This window comes from Flavobacterium sp. CR10, assembly GCF_055814415.1.
In genome coordinates, this window is record NZ_CP185985.1 from 4,479,549 (window position 1) to 4,502,434 (window position 22,886).

Consider the following 22,886-nt stretch of genomic DNA (forward strand, 5'->3'; position numbering starts at 1 on the left):
CACTTTTTAAAACTATTTCTTTATGAATCGCTTGATGGTTTGTTTGCCATCTTTTTCAAAAACTATAAAATAGATTCCTTTTCTAAGATGCGAAACATCAAAACTATTGTTGTTGATTTTTTGTGAAACTACAGTAGCGCCCGTTTGAGAATCTAAAATTTTTGCAGTTCCTCCAGAAAGATCTGTTGTAACAAAAAGAGTGTTTTCTACAGGACTTGGATAAACATTTAAAACCGTTTCTTCTGGTTCTTCTACCGTTTCAGCTGCCGCCATTCTTGCTGTTCCTGCCACTTTTGTGATTTTAATCCAGTTAATATTCATTCCCGTATTCTGAATGTAAATTCCAAAATTATACGTTCCTGCATTTACATTTACAGTTTGCGAAACAGTTTGCCAGTTCTGCCAACCTCCTGTATTTGGTATATCAACATTTCCTAAAACAATAGCTCCAGCATTTAAATCTGCAGATAATCTTCCGCCTGTAACTGCGCTTGCTACTCGGTATTCAATTAAATAAGAACCCGTTGTTGGGAAATTAATGCTATTATACGCCAACCAATCTCCCGTTTCTGTATAACCAACATTTGAACCGCCGCCTGTGTCTGTAGTTGCTTCTACTTGAATTCCGCTCATGGCTGAATAATCTTCTGCTTGAATCAATACTGAAGTTTGTGAACTTGTAGCTGGAACCAGTTTCCATTGTCCGCAAGTCTGGTTATTATTATCCCACTGCTGCACAATAGCGCCCGAAGCTGTACTTGCTCCTGCAACCTCAACAATTCTTCCGCTGTGACGGGCAACAATTTTATAATAGCCATCTCCCGTAGAAACCAAAATAAACTGCTGATTTGTCGTTGCATTGTACGGATACTGCTCTACTCTTGCACCATTGGCTTTATTAAAATTATTGATATCCATTGACATACCGCTGTGGTTAGCAATGATTTTATACATTCCGTCTCCTAAATGCGTAAAAGTAAATTTCTGATTGTTTCCAGAATTCAAAGCGCCTTGATTGATTCCAGCTCCGTTTGACATACTAGAATTCCAAACATCCATATATAAACCACTGTTTCTGTTTTGAAGAAAGAAAGTCTGATTTCCTAAAGTTGCCGTTCCATTTGCAATAACTCTGATCGAACTCACTTTATCATTCCAAGTCGTATTCAAACAAGAATTATCAGAATTGATTACCGTTGAAGCTCCGCCAAAATTATCATCTTGATATAAAATCGCCTGATAACCTTGAGTAATTTTTAGTGAAGAAATATCATCATTCAAAACTCCCAACGAATTCAAACGAGCCAGATTATAATCTCCAATCGTTAAGCCGCCTGAGAATCCTGTATAATTGCAATCTTTATAAACTGTGATTACATCTGTCGATGCTGGAACCGAAGGTGTTGTAAGTCCGTAATAACCTCCAAACGTAGCAATAACTTTTGTCGGTTGTGGCGAATGAAGTGATGGCGACTGATCTGCAACATCATCATAAGCAAAACCGTAAGCTAGATTATCGATATTAATTCCTGGCAAATGCCAAAATTTAGAATAATGGTTTGTTGGATTTACTTGATAATATTTTGAAGCATCATACCAATTTTGCTGCCCTGGATTTGCCGTTGTAGTGTTTACCACATGTCGGTTAATCGCAGCCGTTAATTGAGCTTGAATTACTAAATCCAGATCTCCGTCAACCAATCTTCTGTCCAAGACGCCTTTTCCTTCAAGAGCTTCTTGCGTTGTTGGTCGGTTTTGAACACGTCCAGTTCTTCCCACAAAAGCACCAGATTGCCCAACCATTTCTAATTGTTCTCCAATAACTCGACCTTTAAAAACTCCTGCATCTCCTGCATAGAAAATTAAATCTTCATTTTTGTATTTGTTCCAAATGGCATCAATATAAGATTTTAAATAGTTTTCGTATGGTCCTCCTTGTGCGTAAGCTGGTGTTTTAGACGGAGCTGTAATTTCTCCTGTTGCATCGTTTACACAACCTTGAAACTCTGCTGGAACATTGGCTTTAAAAGCGGCAACGATATCAGCATGTTTTTTCAAATCTCCCACTTTCTTTTGGTAACCGTTTGCCCCAAACAATTCCAATCCCATTGGATATTTGTATGAATCTACACGTGTTGGATTTCCGAAAAAACCATATTGATTGTTGGTCAACTCGATCATTTCATACAAAATGCCCTGATTTGGATCTGTAGCATTCTGCGGATTTGGCGAAGCATATCCCGAAGGCGCTCCGCTAGCTCCAAAAAAGTAAAAGTACAATTGTGATCCTTTAGAAATAAAAACTCGGCATCCTGCGATTAATGGCAAAGTGAAGGTTTTGTTTGGAATTTCACTCAGTTTTGTAAAACATGCCGCATATTTTGAGTTTTGCCCAGGCCCTGTATTTCCTCCATAAGTTGGCCCTGTAACCGTGTTGTAAGAAGCGCTCATTGGCAAAACCTGACTTGTTTTGGCATTTACCCAAACATGGTTTCCTGTAGTATAATCGATTCCGACAATGGCAACATAAAGATCGCTGTCTGCAAAAGTGGAATTATTGCTTATCGTAAAAGGAACTGGTCCCTGACCGTACATAAAAGTCGAAAACACTAAAAACAGTGCGGTCAGAATAGAAAATCTTTGAATTTTATTGTTTTTCATATCTAAATAATTTTGGGGTTACATAATAATTAGATTCTAAAACCAAAGTCATTTTCAAATGACTAAATGATCCGCCAGGTGCAACTGGTATGCCCTCCTTGAATTGCACCCAACGGATTTAAAATTATTTCTTAATAAGCTTTTTGCTCCAGCTTTTTTGGTCTGATTTAAAATTTAAAATGTAGATTCCTCGACGAAGTCTGCTTACATCAATTACACTTTCATTTCCTTGAGGTTTATTTTGCAGAACCAGATTTCCTGTATTGTCGTAAATCGTAATGACTTTATTGTTTAAGTTTTCAGGAGATGAAACTTGAACATAATTAGTTGTCGGATTCGGATATACTGCAAAAACAGCTTCCTCTGTCTGAGCTTCTTCCTCAACATTCAAAGCCATTCTAGCCGTTGATGATGATCCGTAAGCTTCAATTTCAAACAATGAATATCCATAAGGAGCCAAAGCTTTTGCTGTACATAAAATGCGTAAATATCTTCCTGTTCCGCTTACCGCTAAATCGTCAGTTCCTCCATCACTTGTCGTTTGTGTGCTGATGGTTTCATTTTCTGTGAAAACATTATCTGTCGAAAGCTGCACTTTGTACTGAGTTGCATAAGCTGCTTCCCATTTTAACACCACACGATTAAGAGTATAATTACTTCCTAAATCCACATAAATCCATTCGGTTGCATTCGCAAAAGAACTCGCCCATCTTGTACCTCCGTCTCCGTCTGTTGCTTGGTTTGCAGTAAAAGTCGTATTTTCTAATGTCGAGGCCGTTACTGTTTTATTCAAAGCTAAATTCACATTTGGCGTTTCTGTAGAGACTAAATTTAGAGCTCTCAGATTATCAAAATAATAGGTATTTCCAGAATTGGTTCCCGGTTCAAACAAGAAAACAAAACGGTTGACATCATTATCTGGTGTTGAAGCATCTGGTGTGCTTACATAGGTAAAAGTAATGGTATGCCAAGCGTTACTTTGTTTTACAACTCCCTGATAAATACTGTGTCTTCCAACAGGATAGTTGGACGGAACCGAAGCACTGCTTTCTGCTTGCCAAGAAATAATAGAACCAACTGGCGCGGAAGTATAAACATCCATTGCAAACTTTTTTGTTCCAGCTTTAAAATCTCCAATGTTATTTAATGTTGTATTGAATGAGAAATTATCATACAATTCTGTTGATTTACGAACATATTTTCCAACATTCGAAGAAGTATTGATTCCGCTAGCATTTGGATTTGCTGTATTTGGCGTATAAGTCCCAATCGCATCTCTAAAAGTAATATTGTGAATCGTTTGATAATCTTCATACACTACACCAGGTGTAAAAGTATCTGGAAGCTTAGTCGAACCAATTCTAATATTGTCAAAATAATAGGTATCGCTTGTGTACGAACCTGAATTAAACAATAAAACCATTTGGTTCACAGCTAAGTTTGAAGTTCCAGCATCCGGACTGGAATTATAGTAAAAAGTTAATGTTTCCCATTGATTTTGTTTGGTTGTAATGGCTACATAATTACTATTTCTTCCTGTCGGATAATTGGCTGGAAGCGAAGTCGCGCTATTTTCAAAATTCATGCTTACAACCGTACCAATTGGTGCTGTTGTGTATACATCGATCATGATTTTATTGGTCTGATTTTTAAATAAACCAGCATCTTCGATTGAAGTTTGTGTATTAAAGAAAAGAACATCGTATTGTTCTGATGCATTTCTAACGTACTTTGCCACATTTGCAGAAGAGTTAACCGAATTCGTTCCTGGATTTGCCACAACAGAATACGTTCCAGTAGTGGTTCCTTTTATGATTTTGTTTGCTCCATCATAGTTTTGCAGAACATCTGTTGCAATAATCGGTTTTTCTGGCGCTGCTTTTGTCAGCAAATTATCAAAATAATAAGTCGCACCCGAATTAGAATTCGATTCAAAAAGAATCACCACATTATTAATCGCCAAAGCACTTGTATTTGGATCGATTACTTTTTCGAACTCAAATTCTATTGTTTCCCATTTGTTCTGAACTGTTGTTGTTGCTTTAAAACCGCTATGTCTTCCTAACGGATAATTGGTTGCAGTCGTTACATTGCTGTTTTCTAATTGCATGGATATTTTTGTTCCAACAGGAGCCGAAGTATAAATATCAAACGAAAGCCTTTTTCTTCCGTAAACATAATCGTTCGCATTAGTAATCGTTACGTTTCTGATATTCAAAACGTCATACAATTCGCTTGAATTTCTAACGTATTTTCCAACCAAAGCCGATGTGTTAATTCCTGTAGCAGAAGGATTCGCAACAGCTTCTGTCAAAACTCCAGTTTTTACAGGATACAATACATTTCGATTGCTTTGAAAATCTTCATGTATTTTTTCAACTGGTAATGCTGGTTCGGTTGTAACCGCTAGTTTGTAGGTATTAACATTACAACCCGAAACTGTTGCAGCTACAGAAACATCTCCTCCAGAAGTTCCCCAATTTACAGTAATCGAATTTGTTCCCTGCCCTGATGCAATTGTTGCTCCTGCTGGAACAGTCCAGTTGTAGGTCGCCCCCGCAATTGCATTTACAGAATAGGTTTTACTAGTTTCATTTTGGTACACTTTGTTATCGCCTGTTACCGCATATTTAAAACTCCCATCGTAAACACGAACATAATCGACTTGTAATTTAGCTGGGAAATCACCCGGAACTGGCGCCACTCCAGCTCCATTTACACTGGTGTAAGGCGTTCCTGCACTACCAACAGCAAGATTTAAAATGATATAGAACTGACTATCGTTAAAAGGCCATCCGCCGTTAACTGTCGTATTTGGTGTTGCTGTATGAAACAAAACATCATCAACAAACCATTTTATAAAGTTTGGTCCCCATTCTACCGCATACACATGAAAATCGGAAGATAAATCTGTTGGCGAACTGTAGCTTCTACCTGTAAAATGATATCCGTTTCCATCATAATGAATCGTTCCGTCCACAGATTGTGGATTTCTGTGTTTGGCTTCCATAATATCAATTTCACCAGTATACGGCCAGTTTCCATTTACAGGAAGCATCCAAAAAGCTGGCCAAGCTCCTTGTCCGTTAGATAATTTCATACGAGCTTCTACTCTACCGTATTTTAAAGAATACTTTCCTTCTGTAGTCAATTTTGAAGAAGCATACGGCTGATCTGGAAATTGTGAACTCGGCGCATATTTTGCTTCAATATTTAAGTAGCTGTTTGTTCCTTCTTTTACAATTGTTGCCTGATTCGGGTCGTAGCGCTGTGCCTCAGCGTTTCCAAATCCGCAAAGCGATGGACATCCATTTCCTGAGATGCTTTGCCATTTGGTTAAATCTACCGTAGTGCCATTAAATTCATCAGACCAGACAAGCGTATTACATTGGGCTTGGGCTTTAATAAATGGTAGCAGTAAGAATAAAACTGCCAGACAAAATAGTTTAAATAAATAAGAATTGCTTTTCGGTGGTCGGCCGAAAAAAAAGTCATTTTGCTTCATTTTTGATAGGTTTTTAGTTAGTAAATGTTATTTCATCAATACATCATCTTTGAAAAAACAGATCGTATTTTCCGACAATAACAGCGCAATATTAACTAAAAAATCAGGCAAGACTTACATTTTGGAGTACGGTTTGACTACGGTACTATCGAAGAAATGTAACAAATCATCGATGAAATGCACAAAATCACTTTAAATTTCACTTTTACAAGAAAAATTAAAAATTAAGAATGAATTCGGTGATATTAGTATCAGACGGAAGCTGTAATTTTTTACGAATACGATAACGGGTATCTTCGACACCGCGAACAGAAATTCCTAAAAGCGGTGCAATTTCCTTCGTATTAAAATTCATTCGCAAATAAGCACACAAACGCATATCACGCGGAGTCAATTCTGGATAAGTCGATTTTAACCGCTGCATAAAATTATCGTGCAGCTGATTGAAAATTGCTTCAAATTCATTCCAATGCTTGTCTCCCTGCAATTCGTGATCAATTAATTTATTGATTTTAGTCAGCAGGCTGAAGTTTACATTTGGATCATTTTTCTTATCAATCTGTCCAATCAAATCCTTAATCGAAAGCAAAATTTCATTTAAATGAATCAAATTGACGGTATTTGAAGCCACCTTAGCATTCTTGAGATTTATGGTCGTTTCAAGATTTTCTCGAACAATAGCCATATTCTGCTGTTCCAATGTGAGTTTTTGTTCGTTAAGTTCAGCACGGCTTCGAAGCAATTCTTTTTCCTGATTCTCTATTAATTGACGGCGTTGGTGCTCCGCAACAGATTTCTGATATCTAACAATTAAATAAATTACAATGCTATAAAGTGCAAAATAAACTAAGTAAGCCCAAAAAGTTCTATACCAAGGGGGCAAAACTTCAAAACGAAAAACAGCTTCTTCGCTCACTACATCATACATATTTTTTGCCCTTACGTGAAAGACATATTCGTTTTCGGGCAAATTGGTATATTCTTTCTCGGTCTGAAGACTATAATCTGACCAAGTTGGCTCAAAACCTTCTAGCCAATATTCATATTTTGTCGCATCGGCATCTTCAAAACAAAGTGACGCAAAAGAAAAATGAAGTGCATTATTAGAATACGGCAAAACTGTCGAAAGTTTATCATTTACAGATCCTGTTTTGTTTGGCAGAACATCATAACGGCTCGAAAACAACAGACTGTCTTTTGGAAAAATGCATTTTACTTCAGAAATAACAGCTTTATATTTTGTTTGATATTTCTTGTTTTTAATGGAGCTGTAATGGATCAAACCTTCTTGAGTTCCAAAAAAAACATCACCGCTTTTTGTGGTCTGAATATTTTCAAAACCTGGAACATATATGTAGCGAAGCTTTCGAAAAGGAAGCTCTTCAATCTTAAAGCTTCCATTTTTCTGCCTGCTCATTTTACCCGTATTTTCACCGGAAATGTACCAGATATTATCCTGATGGTCCGGTTTTAATAATCGAATATGATTTTCTAACCCCAGATATTTTTTGAAAACAGGATCTGGAATCATTTTTTTAGAAGACAAATCCTGTCTGTAAACGCCTTTTGTTGTTCCAAATAAAATCTGATTATTCACTTTAAATGTATTCAAAAACAAACTCGACGGAAAACCATTTTTATCGTTATAAAACTGAATATCAATAACCGAATCAAATAACTCATTGAATTTAAGTTTGTAAATTCCTTTATAACCGTGCGCAATCCAAATGTTTCCTTGTTTATCGGTTTCCATAATTCTGCTGCTTTCATCAAAACCTTTTATAAGATGCTGAAAAACCCAAGAACCATTTATTTTTTTCAAAAGATACAATCCTGTATAACCTCCAACAAGCAGTAAATCTGAATGATTTGGAATTAGGATTCCTTGCCAAGCGCCATCAATTTTTGCCAACGCTTTCGCGGAATTTCCATTGATTTCAAATATTCCGTTTTTCTCAAAAGCCAATAATGAATTGCCAAAAACTCCCACATTCCAAACATTTTCAGACATTCCAGCAATATGCTGAAAAGTTACGTTTTCTCTTTTTCCGCTTTTATAAGCTTCCCAATCCAGCCAAAATAAACCGTTGTCCGTGCCGATATATAATTTATTTTGGTAAATCTGACTGCAATAGATTTTGGTTTCAGAATTAGTGCTGTCAATAATTTTAGACAAAGGAGATGAAATCTGAATCAGTGAAATTCCGCCTTTGAGCGTCACCCATAAATTGCCTTCCTTATCAATTTTAAAGTTGGTCACATATTCATTCTGAAGTCCCATTTGTTTGTCAATATGCTGAATCAAATGTCCTTCACCGTCTATAACTATCAACCCCGATTGACGGGTTCCGATTCCGAAATAGCCATCAGAAAGCTGAATTCCTGCCGAAATCTGATTCTGCTTCAGCAAATGATCCACTTCTGTTGTAAATGGTTTAATTTGATTTTCATCGAAAATGAAAAGGCCATTTTTTTGAGTGAATAGCAAAAGTCCGTTTTTGGCTTGAAAAATCTTTCGAACCTGCATTCCAACAAACTTTTGACCATTTTCTACTGGAACTAAAGTATCGTTTTTTAGTTTTAATAATCCTTTCTCGTTATCCGAAACATAAATTTCTTTCCCAACTTCGAAGAAATCATCAAAAGCTTTTTTTGCATTTATTACCTTGATTGTATTGTTCTTATAAATAAAAACCCTTTCATAGGAGAAAAAAATCACTTCGTCATTTCGAATGACCGTATGCAGCACATCACCAAAATTACGAGCCGATTTAGGAAGCAGTTTTACTAAAGAAGTGTATTGATATTGCCCGTTTGGGAGCTGGATCACAAATCCGAAATCGCCTTGAGCGCCAACATATATTTTATCCTTTCTGTCAATTGCCATAGAACGAACCATGCTTCGATTTTCTGGCTGCGTCACAATCGCCCAGCGAACACCATCAAACTGCATAATTCCGAAATGATTGGCAAAAAACATCATGCCGTTAGAATCTTGCAAAACATCCCAATTTTCTGATGCAGCTTTATAAGCTTTCGGACTATAATTGGCTATAAAGGGAACTCCAATCTTTTTGATTTGGGAGTTGGTAATCGAAAAAAATAATAGAAATAGAAGTAAAATTCTGGTTTTAAATTTCATCATTCTGTCGCGGGTCTGTAGGTTAGTTTTGTGATTTTTTGCAATCACAATCCAGAAAATACTTCTTTGGGAAAAGTCATTTTCTAGACAAAAACATTCTTTCTATTAAATGTATTAATAACAATTATTCATTATTATCAAAGCAAAAAAGAGAATGTCGAAACTCAAATATATAAAATTTTATTTTAATGCAACAAATTACATTTTAATGAGAGAATTTGATAATTAAGAAATGTGGCAATTAGAAAATTAAACTTTGTCAAAGTGCAAAAAGATGTTCTTCATTCCGTAGGAATGTCTAGTTGGTAGATTTTCGAATTAGATTCAGAGTTACACGTTCCGTAGGAACGTTTGGTTGGTAGATTTTTAATTGGATTTATCACGATACGTTCCTTAGGAACGTTTGAACATACGTATAACATTCTTTACGCAAAAACAGGTGTCCCTACAGGACACTATGTAAATGCGTTTTTATTTTTCTACCGACCAAATATTCCTAACGGAATAATTTAATCGTAAAAACAAACCCGACAGCTTTTAAAAACCTGTTTGGGTTTAATTTAAAACTTGAAACCCAAAACTTAAAACAAAACAATTACATCTTAAACTCCAAGTTTTTCACTTAACTCTTCATAAGAAATAAAAAGCTCCGCTCCTTCTTCTTTTAAATCCTCATTATTGAAACCATTTGCAAAGCCATACACTTTAAATCCGCCACTTACTCCTGCCTTTACGCCAGCTTTACTATCTTCAACCACGATACATTCTTTTACTTCAAACCCCATTATTGCAGCTGCATGAAGAAATATTCCGGGCTCTGGTTTCCAGCTGTCAATTTGATACGAACTAAATATTTTACTTTCAAATCTATCCAGCAATCCTGCTACTTCAAGATTCAAACGAATTTTATCTACTGGTCCGCTCGATGCAACGCAATACGGAATTTCTAATTTTTCTATATTTTCGATAAAATCTATAATACCTTTCATTGGTTTTACCTGAGTTTTAAAAGCCTCAAAACTCTTTTCTCGATATTCTGTTTCAAAATTCTCTGGAAGTTTCTGATCAATTGCTTCTTCAATATGCCTGAAACAATCTTTCAAGTTTCGACCATTAAAATGACGATAAGCATCTTCCAATTCCATTTCAAATCCATGTTCCTGTGCCATTGAAAGCAATATTCCGTTGCCTATTTTTTCTGTATCGACCAATACTCCGTCACAATCGAAAATAATACATTTAACCATTTTGTTGATTTTCATTTAATTATATAATCTCCCGAAATCAAAATCAGGAAATGTAAATTACGAAAAATAATCTATTTCATTTTCAAAGCTTTTCTGCTCATTTTCAAACTTCTGTACAGAATTACTCCTATTCTGTATTTTCAATTCCGTTTTGATTTGTACTTTTATAATCCTATCAAACCTAATTTTTGAAATATTAAAAATCGAAGAATTTTGAAAAAACATCTTTTTATCATAACCATTCTGACAGCTAATTTTACTGCTTTTTCTCAGAATAAAATCATTACCGTTGCCAACAATTTAAAAGTTGACAGAGAATTTGAAACTATCGAATTGACTAAAAAGTCACTTGGGTTAAATGCAGATTCGAAACTTGAAAATTATGCCGTAAAAGAAATTGGCAGCAATACTTTCTTAGAAACACAAACAGTAGATAATGATGGCGACGGAAAAGCAGATGTATTGCTTTTTCAGCCTAAAATAAAAGCTTCTTCAAAACAGGATTTTGAAGTTTTAGTTGGAACAAATCCTTCAGCTTCAAAAGTAATCAGCTGTTATTCTCGTTTTGTTCCAGAGCGTACAGACGATTATGCTTGGGAGAACAATAAAGTCGCATTTAGGACTTACGGTCCTGTAGCTCAAAAAATGGTTGAAGATAAAATTCCAGGCGGAACGCTAACCAGCGGAATTGATGCGTGGCTAAAAAGAGTCGATTATCCAATCATTAATAAATGGTACGAAAAAGCCACTAACGGAACAGGAACGTATCATAAAGATACTGGTGAAGGTTTGGATAATTTTCACGTTGGCGACAGTCGCGGTGTGGGGGGAATTGCAGTAAATGTGGACGGAAAATATTATTTTTCTAAAAATTTCATCAGTTGGAAAACTATTACAACGGGACCAATCAGAACCAGTTTTATTTTGACTTATGCAGATTGGGATGCAAAAGGAAATAAAATAACGGAATCGAAATTAATCAGTATAGATTACGGAAGCCAGCTTTCGCGTTTTGAAATCAATATTACAGGAACCAAACAAATTGCTGCTGGATTAACGCTTCACGATAAAAAAGGAACTATTGGCACAAATCTAAAAGAAGGCTGGTTGAGCTATTGGGAACCCATTGACGATTCCGAAATTGGAATAGGTTTAGTTGCTCCAAAAAACACTTTGTTAAGTTTTGACAATCATATTACTGATGAAAAAGATTTAAGCAATCTCTATGGAAATATTTCAGTAAAAAATAATAAAGCCATTTATTATGTTGGTTTTGGATGGAAAAAAGGAAGTCCGTTTCAAACTAAGCAGGAATGGGAAAAGTATTTGAATTCTTTTGCTGAGAAGATCAATAATCCTTTGGTTGTGAAGGTTAAGAAGTGATTTTTTTTTTGCTGCTAAGACGCGAAGGCTCGAAGTTTTTTAAAGCCACAGATTATAAGATTAAAATGATTTTATTGCACGCAGATATTGCTGATTGCAGCAGATTATTCAGATTTTTAATTTAAACAAATTTGCTTCTTAAATCCTTTTAAATCTGCGTGAAACAAAAAGAGCTTTTTGCCTCAGCTCCCGATAGCTATCGCGATTGTGAGATTAAAAAACACAAAGCCTAAAAAATCTTCGCGCCTTAGCGTCTTCGTGGCAAACCAACTATCGCTTTACTGGAAAATAATTTTCCTTCAAAATAATCTCCAGCGGAATATAATGTGTTCGTTCCGTTTCTTCTTGAAGAACTAGTTTTTTATACAAATAATTGATTCCCAAATATCCCTGCTCTTCTGGTCTTTGATTAATTAAAAAATCAATTACACCTTTGTTTAGATATTCAATATTTTCTTTTAGCAAATCAAAACCGATTATTCGGACACCTTTTATATTGTTTTTATTTAAAAATTCAGCCACAATATAAGCTCTGGAATTAGGCACAAAAACACTATTTATTCCGGAAAACATTTCCAAACTCAACTGATCAATTCCAGAATCTTTTAAAGTTACTTCTGAAAACTTGAAATTGGTTAATTCGTTATGATCTTCAAAATAAGAATAAAAACCTTTGATGCGCTGCTGATAAACCGAAGTGCTTTCAATCTCGCGGGTAATTTTAAAAATCAGAACTTGTCTTTCATTTTTCACAGCAAAACTGATTAATCTTCCTGCCAAATATCCGCTCTGAAAAGCATCCTGCCCCACATAAGCATGTTCGTTTTCTTCAGATATATTCGAATCGATCATTACAACTGGAATATTTTTCTTTTCATATTCTTTTAAAAATCGAACCGAATCCTCATAAAAAATTGGAGCAAATAGCAAACCGTCACAATCAAACTTCATTATTTTCTGAGCCGTTTCCTTAAAAGATGCCAGATTGTAATCGTAAAAAAAATAGTCCAATACGATTCCAAATTTGCTAAACTCCAAAGCTGCTTTTTCAATACCTTCCGCCTGACTTTTCCAATATTCTAATGTTTCAGATTTTGGAAGGAAAACTGCAAAATGAAATTTCTTATTCAGCGCTAGATTACTTGCCAGAATATTTCGCGTATAGCCAAATTCTTCAATAATCGCATTAACCTTGTCAACGGTTTCCTGAGCCACTTGTCCGCGTTTGTGTATAATCCTATCTACTGTTCCGGCAGAGACATTGGCTAATTCGGCAATTTTTTTAATTGTTATGATATTGATTCTTTTTAAGTTAAAAATATAAAAGCAGTTGGGTAAAATTAATTTATTTTATCAAAAATAAGTTGTTTTACATTACATTTTGCATACATTTGTAAAATACCGTGTACGCACACGCAAATATACACATAACCTTAAAAAACCAAAATAAAAACCGTACAAAATGATAATAGATTCATTGCATAATGCAGCAAAATACTACGGTCTGCATCCCAATTTCAAAAAAGCTTTTGATTATGTAAACCAAAATGATATTGCCAATCTTGAAGAAGGCACTTATGAAATTGGCGAAGGTTTAAAACTTATCGTAATTGTTGGTGAAGGAAACACAAGGGAAGAAAGCATTAAAGGTTTTGAATGCCACGATAAAAACATCGATATTCAGATTTCTATTATTGGTCCAGAAACCTTTGCATGGAAACCTAGAGAAAAATGCATCAGTCCAAATGGAGATTATAGCGACGAAAGAGATGTTCGTTTCTTTCATGACAAACCAGATATGTTTTTTGAAATAAAAGAAAAGCAATTTGCTATTCTGTTTCCAGAAGATGTTCATTCTGCTATGATTGGAAGCGGTCCACTGAAAAAAATTGTTATTAAAGTAAAAATAGAATCATGAGCACCATTCAGAACTCTATAGATGTCATTTTAAAACAGGGAATGCTTCCGCTCTATTTTAATGCTGACGAAAGCAAAAGTATCGCTATTCTAAAAACACTTTATAATGCAGGAATCAGAGCTGTAGAATATACAAGCCGTGGCTCTGAAGCACTTTCAAACTTCAAAAAAATGATTGAAGTTAGAAATGCTGAAATGCCTGAAATGCTTTTAGGAATCGGTACAATTAAAAATCTAGCACAGGCAGAAACCTATTATTTAACTGGTGCTGATTTTTTTATAAGTCCTGGATTTGTACCTGAAATAGCTTCGTTTTTAATTGCAAAAGAAGTTCTATATGCTCCTGGCTGTATGACTCCGACAGAAATTATTGCTGCTGAAAATGCTGGAATAAAATTCATCAAGCTTTTCCCTGGAAATATATTAGGACCTGACTTTATGAGCGGTATCAGAGATGTTTTTCCAGATTTAATTTTTATGCCAACAGGTGGCGTTGACACTACGAAACAAAGCATTGAAACATGGTTCAACGCCGGCGTTTCTGCTGTTGGAATGGGAAGCAAATTAATTAGCAAAGAAGTAATGGAATACGCTGCTTACGAAACCATCGAAAAAGAAACTAAAAGGGTTTTGGATTTGATAGAAACTATCAGAAAATAAATTCCAAATTTGAAAACCCAGTTTGAACTGAGAGACTAACTAAATCAAAAAAAGTAAAAATTAATTATACAAAAATGTACTTTATTTCCAAATTGGAATTTAGGATTTAAAGTATTGAAAATTAAAAATTAAAATGGATTCAATATTTAATTTAAAAGGAAAAATTGCATTAATAACTGGTGGTGCAGGTGTTTTAGGAAGCCGATTTGCAGATGTTTTGGCACAGCAAGGCGTTGTGGTCGGAATCGTTTCGCAATCATTGGAAAAAGCTGAAAACACAGTAAAAGCAATCGAAGCAAACGGCGGACAAGGTTTTGCTGTTCAGGCAAATGTTTTAAACAAAGAAGAATTAGAAAAAGCCAAAGATTTTATTGTTGAAAAATACGGACGTCTTGATATTCTAATCAATGCCGCAGGCGGAAATATGCCGGGTGCAACAATTCAGCCTGATCAAGCAATTTATGATATGAAAAGTGATGATCTGCAAAAAGTTGTCGATTTGAACATTATTGGAACTATGCTTCCAACTCAGGTTTTTGCTGAGCTTTTCGCTAAACAGAAATCAGGAAATATCATCAACATTTCGTCAGCTTCGGCGCAAAGACCTTTAACGAGAGTTGTAGGCTATTCTGCTTCAAAAGCGGCAATCGACAATTTCACACAATGGATGGCGGTTGAATTGGCTCAAAAATATGGCGAAGGACTTCGTGTAAATGCTATTTCTCCTGGATTTTTCATTGGAGAACAAAACCGTGCTTTATTGCTAACTCCAGAAGGAAAATTGACTCCAAGAGGAGAAAAAATCATCGATCACACACCGATGGGAAGATTTGGAAGTCCAGAAGATATTGACGGCGCTCTTTTATTTTTATGCAGCGATATGTCAAAATTCGTAACAGGGACAATCTTAAAAGTTGATGGCGGATTTGCCGCAACAAGTATTTAAAAACTAACTCACAAAACAACATAATACAAAATGGAACAAACATTAAGATGGTTCGGACCAAATGACCCTGTTTCTTTACAAGATATCAAACAAACTGGCGCAACTGGAATTGTAACAGCTTTACATCATATTCCAAATGGAGAAGTTTGGAGCATTGATGAAATTATCAAGCGTAAAGTTGAAATCGAACACGAAAACGGTGATCCTAAAAAAGGGGCTTCTGGATTGACTTGGTCGGTTGTAGAAAGTATTCCAGTTCATGAAGACATCAAAAAACAGACTGGAAATTATCTTCAATACATTGAAAATTATAAAGAAAGTATTCGCAATCTGGCTTTGTGCGGCATCAAATGCGTTTGCTACAACTTTATGCCTGTTTTAGATTGGTCTAGAACCGATTTGTCTTATACGGTTGAAGATGGTTCTAAAGCTTTACGTTTTGACATCAATGCTTTCGCAGCTTTTGAATTGTTTATTTTAAAAAGACCAGGTGCTGAAAACGAATATTCTGATGCACAAAAACAAAAAGCAAAAAGCTATTTTGAAGCCATGACTCCAGAAGATAAAGTAAAATTGCAACAAAATATTTTAGCGGGACTTCCAGGAGCTGAAGAAGCTTATACTGTTGAAGATTTCTTGGTAACCTTAAGTGCTTACAATCATATTGATAGACAAGCATTAAAAAATAATCTTTTTCACTTTTTAAAAGAAATTATTCCAGTTGCTGAAAGCAAAGGCGTTTTGATGGCGATTCATCCAGACGATCCTCCTTATCCTATTTTAGGCTTGCCGAGAGTGGTTAGTACAGAAGAAGATTTGATGGAATTAATGAACGCTGCTCCTTCTAAATCAAACGGATTTACAATGTGTACAGGTTCTTATGGCGTTCGCGCTGATAATGATTTGCCTGGAATGGTAAGACGTCATGGCGATAAAATGAATTTTATTCACTTAAGAAGTACACAACGCGACGAAGAAGGAAGTTTCTATGAAGCAAACCATTTGGAAGGCGACGTTGATATGTACGAAGTTGTAAAAGCAATTTTAGAAGTTGAAAAAAGAAACAACAGCACTTTGCCAATGCGTCCAGATCACGGACATCAAATGTTGGATGATTTAAAAAAGAAAACAAATCCAGGTTATTCTGCAATTGGCCGTTTAAGAGGCTTAGCAGAACTACGCGGACTTGAAATAGGGATTAAACGATCTTTATAATTTTGTTTGCCACGAAGGCGCTAAGGCTCGAAGATTTTTTTAAGCCACTTCCGATAACTATCGGGATAAAAGGATTAAAAAGATTTTTCACGCAGATTTGGCAGATTATAGCAGATTTTATTATGATAAATATCTGCGTATATCTGCTTAAATCTTTTAAAAATCTGCGTGAAACAAAAAAACTTTGCGTCTTCGCGACTTTGCGCGACTAAAAACACATAGCTTAAAAAATCTTTGCGTCTTAGCGGCAAAAACAAAAAAAAACTAACTAACCACAAAAACCACAAAACCATGATTCGCCAAGCCATCCTTATATCCTGTGGCTTTTTTATAAACTCAATACTGGCGCAGGAAATACCCAAAATTATAAGTTCAAAAACCAATTATCTGCCTGATTTTAGTTATGCGGGATATCATTTCGGTGAAAGCCAGATTCCTGAAGCTAACGGAAAAATTATAAATGCAGCTGATTTTGGGGTAAAAGCAAATGACAATCTAGACGATTCGAAAGCACTTTTAAAAGCTTTTAAAGCTGCCAATGCTATTGAAGGAAATGTAATTCTGCAATTGCCTGCAGGGCGTATTATTTTAAGTGAAATTCTTTATATTGAAAGAAGCAATTTTGTACTTCGCGGTGCTGGTTCTGACGAAAACGGAACTGAAATCTATTGTCCAAGACCGATGATGTATCTTAAAGATTCTGATGTTTTGGCTGAACTTCGTGAATACTTAACCACTTTTGACAAAAGACAGCGTGAACCAGAAAATAATATTGATCTTCCTTTTTCGCAATATGCATGGTCTGGCGGATTTATCTGGACTCAAGTTCCAGGCGAACGCGTAAAATCGTATTTAGATAAATACGAACCAGAGTCTAATCCGTTGGCGAAAGTCAGTTCGGGAAAAATGGGCGAACATATTGTTACTGTTTCTGATGTAAAAGGACTAAAAGTTGGCGATGTTGTCGAATTACAATTGTTTAATAAAGATGGTGAAAACGGCGAAATCATCAACGATTTATATCAAGGTGCTAAAGTAAAACCGGGTTCGCATCACTGGAAATTCCCAAAGCTTCCCATTGTAAGGCAGCAGGTTGAAATCGCTAAAATCTCTGGTTCTAAAATCACTTTAAAAACACCTTTAACTATTTCGGTAAAACCGAGTTATCAAGCGCAATTGGTTGAATGGAAACATTTAAATGAAGTAGGAATTGAACATCTTCGTTTTACATTTCCTGATATTCCGAGAGTGGCACATCACGTCGAACCTGGAAATAATGGTATTTTCCTGACTCGTCTTTTTAATAGCTGGGTTAAAGACGTTAAAATTACCAATGCTGACAGCGGAATTTTAGCTGAAGAAGTTTCTAACGTAACCATTCAAGATGTTACAACAGATGGCCCGCATTTAGCACATTATACGGTAACTTTAGGTGGTGTGCATAATGTTTTGGTTAAGAATCTGAAAATTTATAATTCAGCCGTTCATCCTTTAAGTTTCAACACTTTTGCAACTAAAAATGTGTATCAGGACTGCGAAATATTTACAGATCCTGTTTTAGATCAGCATTCAGGAGCCAATCATCAAAATTTGTTTGACAATATCACGGTTCATCTAAAAGCCGACAAAAATAATAGTTATGCCTTATTTGGAGGCGGAGGCGCCGATTACTGGAAACCTTCTCACGGACCTTTCAGCACTTTTTGGAATTTAAACGTACAGGTTGAAAATCCAGATCAATCAAAACCAGTTTTGCTGTACGGAATGAAAGATGGCGCTTTGGCCAGAATCATTGGCGTTCATGGAAACACAAAATTTGAAATCAAATACGACATCGATCCATATATTGAATTTTTAAACGTCCCGATTGAGAAGATTCCGTCTTTGTACGATTATCAATTAGAAAAACGCTTGAAATAGGTACAAAGGCTCAAAGGTACAAAGGTGCAAAGTTTCTCTTTGCTTGACCTTTGCACCTCTGCTCCTTTGCAACTTTGAACCTAAAAAATTAACCGCTATGAAACTTAAAATAGCTTTTCTTGCAATTGTCTTTGTTTTTGGAAATATGCTTTCCCAAAATAAATACCGTCTTAAAAATTTTTCAACAACCGACGGGCTTTCGCAGAGTTCTGTCATTGCCATTCATCAGGATAAATTTGGACAAATGTGGTTTGGTACACGAGATGGTTTAAACAAATATGATGGAAGCCGTTTTACTATTTTCAGGAACGATGCTGCAGACAAATATTCTATTAGCAACAATGATATTTTAGCCATTGAAGAAGACAATTCAGGAAAAATCTGGGTGGGAACTTACAATGGTTTAAACTGTTACGATCCTGTTTCGAACCATTTTACAAGATATCTTCATACGAAAGCGAATCATACAATAAGCAATAACGCTGTTTGGAGCATCAGAGAAATTGGAGGTGAAATGTGGTTTGGAACTTCAAAAGGATTAACGATTTACAATAAAAAAACAGGATTATTTACTTCGGTTTTTCATTCAGATGATGATGCTTCTACTCTTCCAAGCAATAATATTCTCAGCATTTTAAAAACCAAAGAAGGCCAAATCTGGATTGGAACTACAAAAGGTTTATGTAAGCTGACCAATCGAATGAATGGAAAATTATTCTTTAAAAATTATCCCTTAAACGCTACTGACTTACTTAATGTTCAATCGGTTATCGAAGATCGAGACGGCAGTTTATGGATTGGAACAAAAAACAAAGGCCTTTTAAAATTTGACCAAAAACAGAAAGCTTTTGTTTCTTTTTTACCTGTTGAAAAATACCGCGAAATCAATACTGATATTCGATCTTTAGTAATTGACAACCAAGGTTCTTTATGGGTGGGCGCTTATGACGGAATTTATATTTTAGGGAAAGATAAAAGCCTTCAGAAAATCAATAACAGCAATAGTGCAAACGGAATCGACAAAGTAAAGTCGGTTTTTATGGATAAAAAAGGTTCAATTTGGATTGGCTGTTATTACAAAGGCGTAAATCTTTGGGATATTTCGAATGTCAATTTCTCTAATTACAATCAGAATTCGAAAAAGATTCCGATGAGTTTTGATGTCGTAAGTTCTATTATTGCCGATAAAAACCAGAATGTTTATTTTGGAACTGAAGGCGGCGGAATTACCATCTACAATAAAAATACAGAAGCTGTAAGTTACATCAACAGTAAAACTGGACAATCGAATAAAAATGATATCAAAGCAATGTGCCTTTCTGATGATCATATTTTATGGATTGGTACTTTTTCAAAAGGACTATCAGCTTACAATACCATTTCTAAAAGAATTGAAGATAATAGAATTTCTTCTGATTTAAGCGAATTGCTAAAAGACAGCGGTGTTTATGCTCTTAAAACTGAAGGTTCGATTTTATGGATTGGAACATTTGGAAAAGGCTTAATCCGCTACAACACGATTAGCAAAACTTTTGATGCTATTGGAAATGATAACACCAAACCAGTTTTCCTTACCAATAATATTCTTCGCACGATCTTAGTTGATAAACAAAACTTTCTTTGGGTTGGAACTCAAAATGGTTTGAACCGCATTCCGCTCAAAAATTTCAATCCGCAGAAATATACAATTCAACATTTCTTTTACGATCATTCGACTGTGTCTGGCGATGATATTCTGACTTTATTTCAGGATTCTCAAAATAAAATTTGGGTTGGAACAAAAGCAAAAGGACTGCATTATTTTGATGGAAAAAAATTCAACAGAATCAATCTTAGAATCGGAAATACGGTCATTACTTCTATTCATTCTATTTTAGAAGATGATGATAAAAACCTTTGGATCAGTACCAATCAGGGAATTATTAAATACAATACAATTAAAAAGTCAATTGTCATTTACGACCAGAAAGACGGTTTAGCAAGCAATGAATTCAATGACAATTCGGCTTTAAAGTTAAGTTCAAACCAGTTTTATTTTGGAAGCCCGTCTGGAGCAACATTTTTTGATGCAACAAAGATTTCCTTGAATAAATATGCTCCGCAGGTTTTAATTACCGATTTGAAGATTAAAAATGAAGTTGTTCATGCGCACGATAAAGATGGAATTTTAGAACAAAGCATCGGTTTTACCAAAACGATTACTTTAGATTATGATAAAGCCAATTTCTCGATCAGTTTTGCGATTCCGAATTACGTTCGATCAAAAAATAACCAATACAGTTATCGTTTAACAGGTTTAGAGAATAATTGGACGACAACTAAAAATAGTGAGGCCAATTTTGCGATTCAGAATCCTGGAACGTATACATTTGAAGTTCGCGGCGCCAATAATGACGGCGTTTGGAATCAGAATCCGACAACTCTTACAGTTATTGTAAATCCAGCTCCGTGGCGCAGCATCTGGGCATTTATGTTATACGGAATTGTTATTGGTTTAGGTTTATACGGTTTGATCTGGATTATGAAATCGAAAGCCCGACTGAAACAAAAACTTGAACTGGAATATCTGGAAACACAGCGAATTGAAGAAAACAATAAACTTAAATTGGATTTCTTTACCAATATTTCGCATGAATTCAGAACGCCTTTAACTCTGATTTTAGGACCGTTACAGCAAATTCTTTCTGATTATAACGGAACAAATGAAATGTATAAAAAACTTTTAGTGATTGAAAGCAGCGCCAATCATTTATTGAGCCTGATTAACCGTTTAATGGATTTCAGAAAATTGGAAAATCATCAAGTAGCACTAGAATCGGCTAACGGAAACATTGTAAAATTCACTAGAGAAATCTTTCTTTCATTTATTGAATATGCTAAAGACGGCGGTTATGATTATTCGTTTGAATCTGAAAACGAAGAAATCTTGGTTTATTTTGACCGATATAAACTCGAGCGCGTCTTTTATAATCTAATATCGAATGCCTTTAGATATACTCCAAAAGGAGGTTCTATTGCAATTAAAATCAATCACGATCAGCAAAATCTTTTTATTGCGGTTGAAGATTCGGGCGTTGGAATCTCAGAAGAACATATCAATAAGATTTTTGATTTATTTTTTGAAGTTCCGACACACAATCAAGTTCAGAAAAACTACAACAAAGGAACAGGAATCGGGCTTTCAATCGTAAAAAACATTGTGGAGCTTCATAAAGGAAAAATCGATGTTACTAATAAACCAAGCGGCGGAGTTATTTTTAAAGTCACTTTACCGCTTGGACGCGAACATCTTTTGGATAGCGAAATAATTCCTGATTTTAAAATCAGTGATGATATTGAGCAATATAAAGCACAATTGGAACCTTCTGAAGTTATTGAAAATGAAGACATCGAAGATTTAATTGTAAACGAAGAAAAACAGACCGTTTTAATTGTTGAAGATCATAAAGTCCTGAGAAAGTTCATGAAAAATCTTCTCAAAAAAGATTACAACATTATTGAGGCTGAAAATGGAAAAATTGCTCTTGCGAAAGCTTTGAAATTTGTTCCGAATTTGATTATCAGCGATGTCATTATGCCAGAAATGGTAGGAACTGAATTGTGTTCCAATATAAAGGAAAACATCAAAACCAGCCATATTCCAGTTATTTTGCTGACTTCGCGATCTTCATTGGTTTATAAATTTGAAGGATTGGAAAGCGGTGCAGATGATTACATTAGCAAACCATTCAATTTAATGGAGTTTAGGCTTCGTGTTAAAAACCTGTTGAACACCACAGAACGTTTAAGAATCAAATTCTCAAGCGAGGACAGTTTTATTCCGTCAGAAATAACGGTTTCGTCATTGGATGAGGAATTATTGAAAAAGGCTTTCAAAATCGTGGAAGAAAACATTTCAAACGAACAATTTGATATTCCGTTTTTCTGTTCAGAATTAGGCGTAAGCCGAACTATGCTATTCTTAAAAATTAAGGCTTGGACCAATTGCACTCCTAATGAATTTATTCATGAAATTAGATTGAAACGTGCGGCTCAATTATTAGAACAAAATAAATTGACCGTTTCTGAAATCAGCTATAAAGTAGGCTTCAACAATCCGAAATACTTTAGCAAATGCTTTCAGAAAAAGTATGGCGAGACTCCATCTCAATATGCCGACAAATTTTATAAATCTTCGGTCGTAATTTAGCGAATCCACTGTTTTAAAGGGTTAAAAAAGGGTATCTGTATTTTTAGATACCCTTTTTTGTATTTCTATATCGTTTTCGGCATCTACATTTGCGATATGAA

General features: G+C 35.3%; 12 protein-coding genes. 7 read left to right on the forward strand and 5 right to left on the reverse strand.

The genetic code is table 11. The annotated features are described in order from the left end of the window. Positions 1-12: 12 nt before the first annotated feature. The 4 genes from ACNRYB_RS18895 to ACNRYB_RS18910 form a co-directional block, all read right to left on the reverse strand. On the reverse strand, positions 13-2,661 hold the full coding sequence (locus tag ACNRYB_RS18895; protein ID WP_473728333.1) for a beta-1,3-glucanase family protein: 2,649 nt from the start codon (positions 2,659-2,661) through the stop codon (positions 13-15). 124 nt (positions 2,662-2,785) lie between these two features. Then, positions 2,786-6,166 carry a family 16 glycosylhydrolase gene (locus ACNRYB_RS18900; protein ID WP_473728334.1) on the reverse strand — a complete coding sequence of 1,127 codons (3,381 nt, stop codon included), beginning with the start codon at positions 6,164-6,166 and terminating at the stop codon, positions 2,786-2,788. A gap of 217 nt (positions 6,167-6,383) precedes the next feature. Further along, entirely contained in the window at positions 6,384-9,311 is a 2,928-nt protein-coding gene (locus tag ACNRYB_RS18905) for a triple tyrosine motif-containing protein (RefSeq protein WP_473728335.1), read from the reverse strand. Between the two features lie 599 nt (positions 9,312-9,910). Beyond that, positions 9,911-10,570, reverse strand: coding sequence for an HAD family hydrolase (locus ACNRYB_RS18910; protein ID WP_242502574.1), 660 nt, complete (start codon positions 10,568-10,570; stop codon positions 9,911-9,913). Positions 10,571-10,768: 198 nt separating this feature from the next. On the opposite strand from ACNRYB_RS18910, the gene ACNRYB_RS18915 reads away from it, so the two are divergent. Then, positions 10,769-11,938, forward strand: a complete 1,170-nt coding sequence (locus ACNRYB_RS18915; RefSeq protein WP_473728336.1) for a DUF4861 family protein — start codon at positions 10,769-10,771, stop codon at positions 11,936-11,938. A gap of 270 nt (positions 11,939-12,208) precedes the next feature. Here ACNRYB_RS18915 and ACNRYB_RS18920 read toward each other — a convergent pair whose 3' ends face one another. Beyond that, positions 12,209-13,279: a LacI family DNA-binding transcriptional regulator gene (locus ACNRYB_RS18920; RefSeq protein ID WP_473730257.1), complete on the reverse strand. Its 1,071-nt coding sequence runs from the start codon at positions 13,277-13,279 to the stop codon at positions 12,209-12,211. Positions 13,280-13,400: 121 nt separating this feature from the next. On the opposite strand from ACNRYB_RS18920, the gene ACNRYB_RS18925 reads away from it, so the two are divergent. The 6 genes from ACNRYB_RS18925 (at position 13,401) to ACNRYB_RS18950 (ending at position 22,785) form a co-directional block, all read left to right on the forward strand. After that, complete coding sequence (locus ACNRYB_RS18925) at positions 13,401-13,856, forward strand: NanQ anomerase/TabA/YiaL family protein (RefSeq protein ID WP_473728337.1); 456 nt, start codon at positions 13,401-13,403, stop codon at positions 13,854-13,856. Continuing rightward, entirely contained in the window at positions 13,853-14,515 is a 663-nt protein-coding gene (locus ACNRYB_RS18930) for a bifunctional 4-hydroxy-2-oxoglutarate aldolase/2-dehydro-3-deoxy-phosphogluconate aldolase (protein WP_473728338.1), read from the forward strand. Before ACNRYB_RS18925 ends, ACNRYB_RS18930 begins: the two co-directional genes overlap by 4 nt. 133 nt (positions 14,516-14,648) lie before the next feature. Then, entirely contained in the window at positions 14,649-15,461 is an 813-nt protein-coding gene (locus ACNRYB_RS18935; RefSeq protein ID WP_473728339.1) for an SDR family oxidoreductase, read from the forward strand. A 30-nt stretch (positions 15,462-15,491) separates the two neighbouring features. Beyond that, entirely contained in the window at positions 15,492-16,676 is a 1,185-nt protein-coding gene (gene uxuA / locus ACNRYB_RS18940) for a mannonate dehydratase (RefSeq protein ID WP_129748166.1), read from the forward strand. Positions 16,677-16,967: 291 nt separating this feature from the next. Beyond that, positions 16,968-18,596: a hypothetical protein gene (locus tag ACNRYB_RS18945; protein WP_473728340.1), complete on the forward strand. Its 1,629-nt coding sequence runs from the start codon at positions 16,968-16,970 to the stop codon at positions 18,594-18,596. Positions 18,597-18,693: 97 nt separating this feature from the next. Beyond that, positions 18,694-22,785: a two-component regulator propeller domain-containing protein gene (locus tag ACNRYB_RS18950; RefSeq protein WP_473728341.1), complete on the forward strand. Its 4,092-nt coding sequence runs from the start codon at positions 18,694-18,696 to the stop codon at positions 22,783-22,785. Positions 22,786-22,886: the final 101 nt, after the last annotated feature.